Origin of the sequence: Mycolicibacterium septicum DSM 44393 (assembly GCF_000455325.1) — a bacterium.
GTDB lineage: Bacteria > Actinomycetota > Actinomycetes > Mycobacteriales > Mycobacteriaceae > Mycobacterium > Mycobacterium septicum.
In genome coordinates this window covers 191,293-203,065 of sequence record NZ_HG322953.1, presented here as the reverse complement: position 1 = coordinate 203,065, position 11,773 = coordinate 191,293, and the positions used below count along the sequence as shown (strand labels likewise).

Sequence of the window (11,773 nt, the reverse complement as noted above, 5' to 3'; positions counted from 1 at the left end):
CCATCGTGATGGCTGCCTGGATCCACATCCGCACGTAATCGGCCTCGTTCACAGCGATCGGAATGGTGTTGATACCAAAGAAGTTGGTGGACACCAGGACTGCGTTCCGGGCGTGGTTGGCGGCCAACTCGACCAGGGTGGGCATCACCGCCAAGGCACTGGCATAGGCCGCGGCTGCGGTTTCATGCCTGGCCGCGGCCGCAGCGCTGTCGGCGCCGGCCTGGTGCAGCCACGCCAGATACGGAAGATGAGCGGCGACGTACCGTTCCGCACTCGGACCCTGCCACGCACCTGCCTGCACCCCACCGAGCACTGCTGCGAGTTCTTCTGCGACTGCGGCATATTCGACGCTCAACGACGCCCATGCGCCGGCGGCGGCCAACATCGGCCCCGGTCCGGGGCCGCTGCTCAGCAATGTGGAATGCACCTCCGGTGGCGAGGCCATCCATACCGCGGCCATGAGAAACCCCCCTTGTAGCCCGTCTACTCGAAGCGTCCAAATTATTGAATATGATTGTCATTATCAATGAATCTGGCGGAACTCATAGAAACAGCGGTCGGAGGAAGCTCCAGGTTCTGCAGGGTCGCCACAGCACCGCGCCGGAACAGAGCGGTGAATGTTATTACAGTTCAAGACATCTGGTGACGCATTGATGACACATCGGCCACGCCCAGAAGACATACGGCGGTCACCACCGCCAACAGTCAGGCAGTCAAAAATGTGCGTGACCGGAAACCGGGCCATCCACTACGGCGGCCGGGAAACGGTCGAGCCGGGACTCCCCGGCCGACCGCTACTTCGACGCGCGCCCGGCGCCCTTCTTGATCCGCGGGGCCAGCTGCACGACTTCGGGCACGACGGTCGGATTCTCGTACGCGGTGGTCACCAGCGACACCAGGGTGTTGGCGACGTCGCGCAGGGCCGACATCCGGGCCGGCAGGGCGCCCTGGGCCACCCACGTCGTGACCAACTGGTCGAGCAGGTCGCGGTCGGCGCCGCGAAGGATCTCGGTGTCATCGGTGGGGCCGACGCCGACCCGGATCAGCGACAGCTCGGGATGCTCGATGCGCCATGAGTGCAGGATCTCGTCGAGAGCGGCCTTGCTTGCGCTGTACGCGGCCACACCGGCCCGCGGGCGACCCACGTCGTAGCTGGACGCCACCAGGACCACACCGTTCTCGGCCAGTCGGGGCGCCGCGGCCCGCAGCACGTTGTTGGCGCCGACGGTGTTGACGCTGAATGCGTGCAACCAGGTGGCGACGTCGGTGTCCTCGATATAGGCGAACGGGATCACCGTGCTGGTGAACACCACGGCATCCAGGCCGCCCAGGGCGTCCGCCGCGTCGTTGACCACTCGGTTGATCGCCGCGGAGTCCTCGACGTCGAGTTCGAAGGCGTGCCCGCCGGTGACCTCCGCCAGGGATTTCAGCAGGTCGATGCGTCGTGCCGCCACCGCGACCTTGGCGCCGCGTTCGGTGGCACTGACCGCAACAGCGTGGCCGATGCCCGACGAGGCACCGACGACGAGGAGACGCAGCCCGGCTGCATCGGCTCGCTGACTGCTCATTCTGGATCAACCTCCATGGTTCATCTCGAGGTGTTAGGTCACCCTTCGCTCGTCGGACATTACCGCGTGCGATGAGTTCCGGACGCGCGGCGGGTCCACTTAAGAGAACGAGATTCTCCGAACTGCAATCAGGAGCCCTTCATGACGACAGGAAAACCTCCGACAGTCGACCCGCGGGCCTGGCGCACCGCACTGGACGACCTGCGGCGTCGGGAGAAGGCCGCCACCCGGGAACTGGACGCGATCGCTGCGGCGCGACGGCGCCTACCGATGGTGGAGTTGCCGGACTACACGCTCATCGGCGCCGACGGGCCGGTGCGGCTGGCCGACGTGTTCGACCGCCGCACCCAGCTGATCACCTACCACCACATGTGGACCGACGGCGCCGAATGGCAGTGCGGCGGCTGCACGGGGTTCACGTCGCAGTTCACCCGCCTCGACTTCCTGGACAACTACGACGCCCGCTTCGTCATCGTCACCAACGGACCGATCGAGGAGGCACTGGCCTACCGAGACAAGGTCGGTAACCGGATGGACTGGTACTCGTCGTCGGACAGCTCCTTCGGCACCGACGTCGACGCCGCGCCGGGCGAAGGCTTCGCGGTCAATGTTTTCCTGCGCGACGGCGATACCGTGTACCGCACCTGGCACACCAATGGCCGTGGCACCGAACAGCTCAGCCACTCCTTCGCCCTGATCGACCTGCTGCCGTACGGCCGGCAGGAGGAATGGCTCGATTCCCCCGAAGGGTGGCCTTCGCGACCCACATACTCGGGCTGGCTCGACAGCCCGGACATTGCCCGCCTGTATGGAAAGGACCCTCGATGACCGCTTCAACCGACCAGGAACGCTTTGTCGTCACCCGCACCATCTCCGCGTCCCCGGCCCAGGTGTTCGCAGTCCTGGCCGACCCGGCCCGGCATTGCGACACCGAGCCGGGCGACTGGGTGCGCGACGCGATCGATCCCGAGCCGATCACCGGGACCGGCCAGATCTTCGCGATCAACATGTTCCTGCCGCAGGCGGGCGGACACTACGTGATGCACAACCTGGTGACCGTCTTCGACAAGGACCGGACCATCGCCTGGCTGCCCGGCCAACTCGACGACACCGGCCAGATTGCACCGGGCGGCTGGAGCTGGCGCTACGACCTGGCCCCCAACGGCGACCAGACCGACGTCACCATCACCTACGACTGGACCGACACCCCGCAGAGCTTCCGCGACCAGATCGGCGGGATGCCGCCGTTCGACAGCGACTTCCTCGCCGAATCGCTTGCGGCACTGGACCGCGCGGCGAAGTAATCAGGCGGGCACCTGATCCAGGAACCCGAGCACGGTCTGTATGCGTCCTCCGGGGTCGGTGGAGAGCACATCGAAACCGACCACCACCGGCTCGGCATCGCGCGGACCGAGACCCCACTGGAAACGCGCCTGCTGGTGATGGGCGTCCGGCCCGCTGACGAGTGTCAACACGTAGCCCGGGAACTGAGCCTGTACGGCCTCGATGGCCCCGGAGATACCGTCGTGCCCACTCACCTGAGCCAGCGGATCGGTGTAGGTGACGCTCTGCGCCCAATGCCGTTCCAGCAGCGCCCGCCGCTCGGCGGTGTCGGTGGCATTCCAGGTGCGCAGGTATGCGGTGACGGTGTCGTCGAACTCGGCCATATCGCCTCTTTCACGGTAATCAACTGGGACCCAGTCAGATTCACCGATACGGGAAGCGTTGTCGATTACCGCGCAGGTAATCGGGCGATGCCGAAAATCAGGTGCTGGCGTTGCCGGTGCGCCACTGATCCCAGGGGATGTTCCAGTCCCCCAGGCCCTCGGTGCCCGGCAGCACCGAGCCGACGGTGTTGACAACCTCGACGATGTCGCCGCGCTTGGTGTTCTCGTAGAACCAGCGCGCATTGGCCGTGCTGACGTTGAGGCAGCCGTGGCTGACGTTGCTGTAGCCCTGGCTGCCGACCGACCACGGCGCCCCGTGCACATAGATGCCGCTGTAGGACATCTGGGTCGCGAAGTCGACCTCGGTGCGATAACCGTTGGGCGAGTTGACCGGTACCCCGTAGGTCGACGAATCCATCACCATGTGATCGAAGCGGTCGCCGATGATGTAGACGCCGTTGCTGGTCGGAGAACTGTTCTTGCCCATCGAGATCGGCATGGCCTTGATGACCTCGCCGTTGCGCCGGATGGTCAGCGTCTTGGTGTTGTCATCGGCGGACGCGATCACCTCGTCGCCCACCGTGAAGTGGGTGGACACGTCGCCCTGGCCGAACAGTCCGTCACCCAAGGCGACGCCATAGGTGTTGACGGTCACGTCCACCGAGGTGCCGGGCTTCCAGTATTTAGCTGGGCGCCAACGCACTTCGCGGTTGTTCAGCCAGTAGAAGGCCCCTTCGACCGGCGGGTTGGTCTTGACCGTGATGGCGCGCTGGGCTGCCAACCTGTCGGTGATGTTCTCGTCGAAACGGATTGCCACCGGCTGACCAACTCCGACCACTTCCCCGTCGTTGGGCAGGACGTAGGGCATCGTCAGGTTCGCCGGGGAGTGCGTCTCGAACCGCAGCCGGCGGTTGGCGACACCGCCGAGCCCCAGCGACTGCGCATTGAGGGTGTACTGCTCGTTGTAGTCGAGCGGGTCGGTGGCCGACCACGTCAGCCCGTCCGCGCTGAACTTGCCCGCAACGCTGCCGCCCTCTTCGTTGGTCATGGTGACGCCGCCGAGCACACCGTTCTCTGCGCTCACCGTGACCGGTGCGTCGACGGTCACCCCGACCGCACCATCGGTCACCGAGGCGTTGACCCTGGGGACCAGCAAGTCGCCGTAAGGAGTGCCCTTGTCGGTGATCACCGGCGGCGGCCCCTGCGGATCTTCGCCCCCGCACGCCGTGAGGCCCAACATCATCGCCGGCACCATGACAACCACCGCTCGACGAAGCACACCCCGATACGGACGGGTCAGCGTCTGGGCCTGCCCCATGTTCGTCCTACCCCTCGCACGGTCGATAGCAAATTCTTGGCAATAGTCTAAGGGTTCCAGCTGGATCGAGCCGACTTGAACGTGCCCCCAAGCCTGCCACCAGCGGATTTCACTGTTGAGTGAAACTCCTGTTATTGTCTCTCACGCGCGCCGTTAGCTCAGTTGGTAGAGCAGCTGACTCTTAATCAGCGGGTCCGGGGTTCGAAACCCTGACGGCGCACCAACCAAAAACCCTGCCTCGGCAGGGTTTTTGCGTTTCAGCGTTTGAGAGTTACTGCGGCGGTGCATCTATCTGGCTCGATACCTGTCGGCGAGCCTGTCGCCGATGCTGGGTTCGGCTTCTTCCAACAACATCTCCACCGCACCCGCCAGATGCGCGGCGGCGTAGCCGTTATCGCGGTACTGCACGGTTTTGAAGCGGTCGAGTTCCCTGCGTAGATCGCCGAGCGTTTCATCGCTCACATGCGCCATATGGCTACCTCCAGTCGGTGTGACCACGGCCCACATCCCTACCGAGAGGTTCAACATGGGCCATCGGGTGTTGTCAGCGAATCCCGACGATGAGTCCGTCGGGACAGGCGCTACCGGCGAAGGCACACGCAGCAATCCTGGCAAACGGAAAATAAGTTAGCTGCAACGCAATACCCCCTTGTCACACGTTCGTCGCGTGTTGCGGCCGAGCTCAACACCCAGGTCCGACTCCCCTATCCTGACCCGAGGTCGACCTTAGCTGGACACCTATGCGCTAGCAACCGGTTCGACGAGAATGAGCCGTTCCCACGGTGCAATGCACCGGATTTCAGCTACGGCGACTTTCCGGCACAAAGTTGCACAGGACACCCCGAGCTACCAGACGGCTACGCGTTTGCCAATCATTTTCCCCACCAAATCGGGGTAAACCGGCACAGAGGGGCCAAAGGCCCATCGCGCGAAGCCGATACCTCAGCAAACATTTCAGGCGATCGTGCCAATTTCAGCCGGCGTACCCGGCGCCAATCCCACACAAACCGGCCGACACGCCGATCGACTTTGCCGTGAGCGCCCCTACGACCGCCGAGAATCCGCTCGTCGATACCCCTAGATAATGTGCTGGTAACTCTGTCGTAACACAGGGAATCGTGACGGGCCTCTCAGGTTGACGTGGTCGTAAGTTACTGCTTAGTATTTGACTTCAGCGCTTTCGCTGGTCAGACGCAGGAAACCATGTTAATCTCGAGTTAGCTGATCCGTTGCGATTCAGTACCATGTGGCGATTGCGCCAGGATAAGAGGTGTTAGCTGATGGCTACCGCAGGTGGCGTCGACCCCACGGGTGCATCAACCTCCGCATTTGTTGCTACGAATCAGCCCGTCATGGTGTATAGCTGCAACCGTCTCGGACGCGTCGCCAATCCCCCGAGCTTCTCGTTGACGGACTGGCTGCTGTTCCGCCGCCGCTGAGCGGCGAATCAAGCTGGAGCCGCTGAGCGGCGAATCAAACCACAAAGGCCGCTGAGCAGCGCATCAAGCGTCGCCCAGCGGCCCATGTATCACGTCAGGGCACACTCGCCCTGCAAATCAGCTCAGCGCCGTTTTATCCGCCGGACGACGACGAACACCACCAGCACACCCGCACCGGCCAACGACGCCGTCACTGCGGGTTTCTTGATGAAGCCGATCACCGCCGACTTGAAATCATCGGCCAGACGCTGCGGGTTGGCCCGCTCGGCCAGGGAGTCGACCGTCACCGCCAGCTGATCGCGAGCCTGATCGATGTCCCGCTTGATGCTCTCCGGGTCCCGGTTCGCCACTGTTTGCTCCTCCAAGCCGCTCCACGTCGTGCTGCCCTGCCGCACTACCCTAGATCAGCCGGCGCCGTGACGACGGAACCGGTCGACAAGAAGGGATACCCGCGCATGCCGCCAACCCCGCGCCTCGAGGTGGGAGACACCGCCCCGGCTTTCAGCCTGCCCGACGCCGACGGCAACGTCGTCAAGCTCTCCGACTACAAGGGCCGCAAGGTCATCGTGTACTTCTACCCCGCCGCCTCGACACCCGGATGCACCAAGCAGGCGTGCGATTTCCGGGACAGCCTCGCCGAACTGAACGGCGCCGGACTCGACGTCATCGGCATCTCCCCCGACAAGCCGGAGAAGCTCGCCAAGTTCCGCGACAAGGAAGAGCTGACCTTCCCGTTGCTGTCGGATCCCGACCGTGCGGTGCTGACGGCCTGGGGCGCCTTCGGCGAAAAGACCATGTACGGCAAGACGGTTCAGGGCGTCATCCGCTCGACGTTCGTCGTCGACGAAAAGGGCAAGATCGCCGTCGCGCAGTACAACGTGCGCGCTACCGGTCACGTCGCCAAGCTGCGCCGCGACCTGTCCCTCTGACTCGACCCGGTCAGGGCTGAGTCGTCAGCAGGAAAACCAGGTAGCCGAGGTAGGCCGTGACCATCGCGGCCCCCTCGGCCCGGTGCACCTGCCGGCCCGAGACGAAGATCGGGATACAGGCCAGGCTTGCGGCCACCATGAGCGGGATGTCGATCCACACCAGGTTGTGTGTCAGCGCCAGCCCGTTCGCGGGGACCAGGCAGGTGATGCCGAGGATCAGCAGGATGTTGTAGACGCTGCTGCCGAGCAGATTGCCCACCGCGATGTCACGTTGGCCGCGCACCGTCGAGACGATCGTCGTCACCAACTCCGGGGCCGAGGTTCCGATCGCCACGACGGTCAGACCGATGAGCGCATCGGACACCCCGAATTCACGGGCTATCCCCACCGCCCCGCCGACCAGCCACTCCGCGCCGAGAATCACCACCGCGATACCGGTGACGGTCATGGCGACGTGCTGAACTGTTGTGCCGCCAACGCGTTTGGTTGCGCCACCGGGTTCCGGTACGGCCGGAAACGCCTGGGCGTACTCGGCCACCGTGGCCCGACTCTCGTGCCGCGACATCTGGATCAGCACCACCGTGTAGACGACGGCGCCGCACACCAGGATCAGGCCGTCCAGCCGGGACAGCACCCCGTTGACGGCCAACACCCACAGCAGTACCGCCGCGCCGGCCATCACCGGCAGGTCGAAGCGCAACGTCCGTCGTTCGATCGCCAGCGGACGGATCAGCGCGCTGAGGCCGAGGATGAACAGGATGTTGACCACGTTGGTGCCGGCGATATTGCCGACCGCCAACTCCCCGCTACCTTCCAGCGCCGCGGTGACACCGACCGCGAGCTCGGGCAGACTGGTGCCGATCGACACCACGGTCAGCCCGACCAGCATGGGGCTGATACCCAGCCTCGATGCCAGCTGCGCACCGCCGCGGACCATCACCTCGGCGCCGATCGCCAGGGCGACCAGGCCGACGACGAACCAGCCGACGCTGCTGGCCATCTCGGTCTAGCGAGCCAGCGCTTCGAGCAGCAGCGCCTCGGCCGTGGCCGCCTTCTGCAGCACTCCCAGGTGCAGGCTTTCGTTCACGCTGTGCGCCTGTGTGCCCGGATCCTCGACACCGGTCACCAGGATCGTCGCGGCCGGGAACGCTTCGGCGAATTCGGCGATGAACGGGATCGATCCGCCCATGCCCATGTCCACCGGGTCGGTTCCCCATGCGGTGCGGAACGCCGAACGGGCCGCGTCGTACACCACCCCCGAGGCGTCGATCGCATAGGGCTGACCGACGTCGCCCGGGCTGACCGTGACCTGGGCGCCCCAGGGAACGTGGGCCTGGAGGTGACGGGTCAACGCCTCGAGATGCGCGTGGGCGTCGCCGCCGGGCGCGACCCGCATGCTGATCTTGGCGCGGGCGCGCGGGATCAGGGTGTTCGACGACCTGTCGATGGGTGTGGTGTCGATACCGATGACGGTGATGGCGGGCTTGGCCCACATGCGTTGCACGACTGAGCCGGAACCGATTTCGGACACGCCGGCCAACAGGCCGGATTCCTGCCGGACCCAGTCGGGTCCGCGGTCCACGTCGGCTGCCGTCGCCTCGTGCAACCCGGCGACCGCGACGTTGCCGTCATCGTCGTGCAGGCTGGCCAGCAGTCGCACCAAGACGCTCAACGCGTCCGGCACGACCCCGCCCCACAGGCCCGAGTGCAGCCCGTGGTCCAGGGTGGCCACCTCGACCACGCAATCGGCCAGGCCGCGCAGGGTCACGGTCAACGCCGGGATCTCGGTGCTCCAGTTGTCCGAGTCGGCGATGACGATGACGTCGGCCGCCAGTGCATCTTTGTGCGCGGCCAGCAGTGCACCCAGCGACGGCGACCCGGACTCCTCCTCGCCTTCGACGAACACCGTGACGCCTACCGGAGGTTTGCCATCGAACGCCCGTATCGCGGCCAGATGTGTTGCGATACCGGCCTTGTCGTCGGCGGTGCCCCGGCCGTAGAGCCGGCCGTCACGTTCGGTGGGCTCGAACGGCGCGGAATCCCACTGGGTCGGATCCCCTTCGGGTTGCACGTCGTGGTGGGCGTACAGCAGCACCGTGGGTGCGCCGGCCGGTGGCGGGTAGTGCGCGATGACCGCGGGCGCACCGCCCTCGCTGACGATCCGGACCTCGGGAAAGCCCGCGTCCTTCAACAGCTTTGCGACTGCCTCAGCGCTGCGATGCACTTCGTCGCGCCGCGCCGGGTCGGCCCACACCGATTGGATGCGGACCAGATCCTCCAGATCGGACCGCACCGACGGCAACACCTGCTGGACCCGCGCCACCACGTCACTCATGGTGACGACACTAGTAGGTCCGCCGTCCACCGCGAGCGACCGCAAAATGCCATGAAATGCGGCGTGTCGGCGTACAGACACGGTCGCTCGCGGTGCAGAGGGTGCAGAGAGTGCAGAGAGCTAGGGCTCCTCGATGATGGCCACCGCGGCGGCGGTATCGGCCTCATGGGTGAGCGAGACATGAATGGTCACGGACTCAAGGTGCTTGGCGATCTCGCCGGACAACCGCACCTTGGGCCGACCCCACATGTCGGTGACCACCTCGATGTCGCGGTGGATCCCCTCCGGCAGGGCCGGCCGCTTGGAGAAGCGCGAGCTCGACCAGGCCTTGATCACGGCTTCCTTGGCCGCCCACCGGGCCGCCAGGTGCCGGGCCGCCGACGAACTCTTGTCCGCGGCGTCCCGGCGCTCACCTGGCGTGAACGTCTCGGCGAATACGGTTCCCGGCCGGTCCACCTGCTCGGCGAAATCAGGTATGGAAACCAGATCGATGCCTACTCCCACTATCGCCATGGAAGCGAACCTAGCTCACCCGTCCGTGCGCGCACTCACCGCACATAGAGATCGTCATCGCCGAGTCGGGCGTCCGCGTTCAGCAACATCGCTGCCTCCTGACGCTTCTCCGGCACGTCATGGTCGAACCGGCGGTCGGCGGGCTTCTCGTACATCGGACGTCCACCGGCGATCGCCCCGGCCAGACGACGCTGACCGGCCAGCGTGCGCTGCTCGGCACGCTTGCGGTAGTCGTCGCGCTCGGCCGGATCCAGCGCCGCGATGAACGCCTCCGGGTGCACCAGGGCAACCAGGCCCGACACGTGCCCGAAGCCGAGGCTGGTGATCAGACCGGCCTTGAGCGGGAACTTGCCGCGCAGGTCGAGGGCTTCGCGCACCCAGACGAAGTGGCCGGAGGTGGCCAGCTCGTCGTCGACGCAGTCCAGGCTGCGGTTCGGCGGGATGACGCCGTCGCGCAGGATCTGGCACAGACCCATCATCTGGAACACCGCCGCGCCGCCCTTGGCGTGCCCGGTCAGCGTCTTCTGGCTGACGATGAACAGCGGGGCACCTGCCGAACGACCCATCGAGTCGGCCAGCCGCTCGTGCAGCTCGGTCTCGTTGGGATCGTTGGCCAGCGTCGAGGTGTCGTGCTTGGAGATCACCGCGATGTCGTCGGCACCCACACCCAGCTTGGCCAGCGAGCGGGCCAGCTGCGATTCCTTGCCGCCACGCCCGGCGCCCAGGGCACCGAGGCCCGGAGCCGGGATCGAGGTGTGCACACCGTCGGCGAAGCTCTGCGCGTAGCCGACGACGGCCAGCACCGGCAGGCCCATCTTGACGGCCAGGTCACCGCGGGCCAGCAGGATGGTGCCACCGCCCTGGGCTTCCAGGAAGCCGAGACGACGACGGTCGTTGGCGCGGGAGAACTTCGAGTCGCTGATGCCCTTGGCCCGCATCATCTCGGTGTCGGCGGTGGCCGCCATGTCACCGAAGCCGATGATCGCTTCCAGGGTCAGGTCGTCGAAGCCGCCGGCCACCACCAGGTCGGCCTTGCCGAGGCGGATCTTGTCCACGCCCTCCTCGACCGAGACGGCCGCGGTGGCGCAGGCGCCGACCGGGTGCACCATCGCGCCGTAGCCGCCGACGTAGGACTGCATGACGTGTGCCGCAACGACGTTCGGCAGCACCTCCTGCAGGATGTCGTTCGGCTTGGACTTACCCAGCAGGTTGCCGTGGTACATGGTCTGCATCGAGGTCATGCCGCCCATGCCGGTGCCCTGCGTGGAGGCCACCAGGCTCGGGTGAACCCAACGCATCAGCTCGGTCGGGGTGAAGCCCGAGGACAGGAACGCGTCGACGGTGGCGACGATGTTCCACAGCGCCACCCGGTCGATCGAGTTGGCCATGTCCGGGGTGATGCCCCACACCGTCGGGTCGAACCCGGTGGGGATCTGGGCACCGACCGTGCGCGACAGCTTGGTCTTGCGCGGAACCCGAATCTCGGTGCCCGCCTTGCGGATCACCTGCCAGTCACCGGAATCCGGCACCGGCCGGGCCACGGTGTGCTCGGGGTCGAAGGACACGAACGCACGGGCGTCGGCCTCGCTGGACACCACGAAGCTGAAGTCCTTGTCCAGGAACACACTGACCAGCAGCGGCGAGGCGTGATCGGGATCGATCGCACCGTCGTCGACGAATTCGCGGATACCGCAGCGCTCCACCACGGCGTCGTGGTAGCGCTCCACGATCTCCGATTCGGGCACCAGTTCACCGGTCTGGGCGTCGTACCAGCCGGCCTTGGGATCGTCTTCCCACTTGACCAGACCGGTCGTCCAGGCCAGCTCCAGCACACCGGCCGCCGACAGCCGCCGGAGACCTCCATCTCGAAGCGGGTCCGCGACGAGCCGTACGGCCCGAGTTCGGCGCCACCGACGATGACCACCAGGTCCGCCGGGTCGACGTCGAGATCGGCCCACTCCGGCGCGGGGGCCGGGTTGTATCCACGCGGCGGGGACGGCAGCG

At 65.9% G+C, this 11,773-nt stretch carries 12 protein-coding genes, 1 tRNA gene and 1 pseudogene; 4 read left to right on the top strand and 10 right to left on the bottom strand.

What is annotated here, in order from left to right:
* Both TX88_RS27905 and TX88_RS27900 read right to left on the bottom strand, forming a co-directional pair.
* Positions 1-460, bottom strand: a 460-nt coding sequence (locus TX88_RS27905) for a PPE family protein (protein ID WP_044522449.1), incomplete at its 3' end; no start/stop codon positions are given.
* Positions 461-794: 334 nt separating this feature from the next.
* Complete coding sequence (locus tag TX88_RS27900; protein ID WP_044522446.1) at positions 795-1,568, bottom strand: SDR family oxidoreductase; 774 nt, start codon at positions 1,566-1,568, stop codon at positions 795-797.
* Positions 1,569-1,709: 141 nt separating this feature from the next.
* Here TX88_RS27900 and TX88_RS27895 point away from each other — a divergent pair, with 141 nt between their 5' ends.
* The gene (locus TX88_RS27895) at positions 1,710-2,396 is read left to right on the top strand and encodes a DUF899 domain-containing protein (RefSeq protein ID WP_044522444.1); all 687 of its coding nucleotides are present in this window, start codon (positions 1,710-1,712) and stop codon (positions 2,394-2,396) included.
* The gene (locus TX88_RS27890) at positions 2,393-2,872 is read left to right on the top strand and encodes an SRPBCC family protein (RefSeq protein WP_044522442.1); all 480 of its coding nucleotides are present in this window, start codon (positions 2,393-2,395) and stop codon (positions 2,870-2,872) included. Before TX88_RS27895 ends, TX88_RS27890 begins: the two co-directional genes overlap by 4 nt.
* Here TX88_RS27890 and TX88_RS27885 read toward each other — a convergent pair whose 3' ends face one another.
* A complete protein-coding gene (locus tag TX88_RS27885; protein WP_044522438.1) occupies positions 2,873-3,235 on the bottom strand; it encodes a nuclear transport factor 2 family protein in 363 nt (120 codons plus the stop codon).
* A gap of 97 nt (positions 3,236-3,332) precedes the next feature.
* Complete coding sequence (locus TX88_RS27880; protein ID WP_044522431.1) at positions 3,333-4,553, bottom strand: L,D-transpeptidase; 1,221 nt, start codon at positions 4,551-4,553, stop codon at positions 3,333-3,335.
* 147 nt (positions 4,554-4,700) lie between these two features.
* On the opposite strand from TX88_RS27880, the gene TX88_RS27875 reads away from it, so the two are divergent.
* A tRNA-Lys gene (locus TX88_RS27875) sits at positions 4,701-4,776 on the top strand.
* A gap of 65 nt (positions 4,777-4,841) precedes the next feature.
* On the opposite strand, the gene TX88_RS27870 is transcribed toward TX88_RS27875, so the two are convergent.
* Both TX88_RS27870 and TX88_RS27865 read right to left on the bottom strand, forming a co-directional pair.
* Positions 4,842-5,024 (bottom strand): hypothetical protein, encoded by a 183-nt coding sequence (locus tag TX88_RS27870; protein WP_044522430.1) that lies wholly within the window; start codon positions 5,022-5,024, stop codon positions 4,842-4,844.
* A gap of 1,090 nt (positions 5,025-6,114) precedes the next feature.
* Entirely contained in the window at positions 6,115-6,342 is a 228-nt protein-coding gene (locus tag TX88_RS27865; protein ID WP_044524135.1) for a DUF3618 domain-containing protein, read from the bottom strand.
* A 105-nt stretch (positions 6,343-6,447) separates the two neighbouring features.
* Here TX88_RS27865 and bcp point away from each other — a divergent pair, with 105 nt between their 5' ends.
* Complete coding sequence (gene bcp / locus TX88_RS27860) at positions 6,448-6,921, top strand: thioredoxin-dependent thiol peroxidase (RefSeq protein ID WP_044524133.1); 474 nt, start codon at positions 6,448-6,450, stop codon at positions 6,919-6,921.
* Between the two features lie 10 nt (positions 6,922-6,931).
* Here bcp and TX88_RS27855 read toward each other — a convergent pair whose 3' ends face one another.
* The 4 genes and pseudogenes from TX88_RS27855 to TX88_RS35410 all read right to left on the bottom strand — a co-directional run.
* Positions 6,932-7,921 (bottom strand): calcium/sodium antiporter, encoded by a 990-nt coding sequence (locus TX88_RS27855; protein WP_044522425.1) that lies wholly within the window; start codon positions 7,919-7,921, stop codon positions 6,932-6,934.
* Positions 7,922-7,927: 6 nt separating this feature from the next.
* Positions 7,928-9,256, bottom strand: a complete 1,329-nt coding sequence (locus TX88_RS27850; protein ID WP_044522423.1) for a dipeptidase — start codon at positions 9,254-9,256, stop codon at positions 7,928-7,930.
* A gap of 120 nt (positions 9,257-9,376) precedes the next feature.
* A complete protein-coding gene (gene acpS / locus TX88_RS27845; protein WP_044522422.1) occupies positions 9,377-9,769 on the bottom strand; it encodes a holo-ACP synthase AcpS in 393 nt (130 codons plus the stop codon).
* Positions 9,770-9,804: 35 nt separating this feature from the next.
* Positions 9,805-11,773, bottom strand: a pseudogene (locus TX88_RS35410) (beta-ketoacyl synthase N-terminal-like domain-containing protein); the annotation flags it as partial.

Excerpts from the sequence above, each read along its gene's own strand:
- TX88_RS27900 (WP_044522446.1), bottom strand. The coding sequence starts at position 1,568 with ATGAGCAGTCAGCGAGCCGATGCAGCCGGGCTGCGTCTCCTCGTCGTC.
- TX88_RS27895 (WP_044522444.1), top strand. The coding sequence starts at position 1,710 with ATGACGACAGGAAAACCTCCGACAGTCGACCCGCGGGCCTGGCGCACC.
- TX88_RS27890 (WP_044522442.1), top strand. The coding sequence starts at position 2,393 with ATGACCGCTTCAACCGACCAGGAACGCTTTGTCGTCACCCGCACCATC.
- TX88_RS27885 (WP_044522438.1), bottom strand. The coding sequence starts at position 3,235 with ATGGCCGAGTTCGACGACACCGTCACCGCATACCTGCGCACCTGGAAT.
- TX88_RS27880 (WP_044522431.1), bottom strand. The coding sequence starts at position 4,553 with ATGGGGCAGGCCCAGACGCTGACCCGTCCGTATCGGGGTGTGCTTCGT.
- TX88_RS27870 (WP_044522430.1), bottom strand. The coding sequence starts at position 5,024 with ATGGCGCATGTGAGCGATGAAACGCTCGGCGATCTACGCAGGGAACTC.
- bcp (WP_044524133.1), top strand. The coding sequence starts at position 6,448 with ATGCCGCCAACCCCGCGCCTCGAGGTGGGAGACACCGCCCCGGCTTTC.
- TX88_RS27855 (WP_044522425.1), bottom strand. The coding sequence starts at position 7,921 with ATGGCCAGCAGCGTCGGCTGGTTCGTCGTCGGCCTGGTCGCCCTGGCG.
- TX88_RS27850 (WP_044522423.1), bottom strand. The coding sequence starts at position 9,256 with ATGAGTGACGTGGTGGCGCGGGTCCAGCAGGTGTTGCCGTCGGTGCGG.
- acpS (WP_044522422.1), bottom strand. The coding sequence starts at position 9,769 with ATGGCGATAGTGGGAGTAGGCATCGATCTGGTTTCCATACCTGATTTC.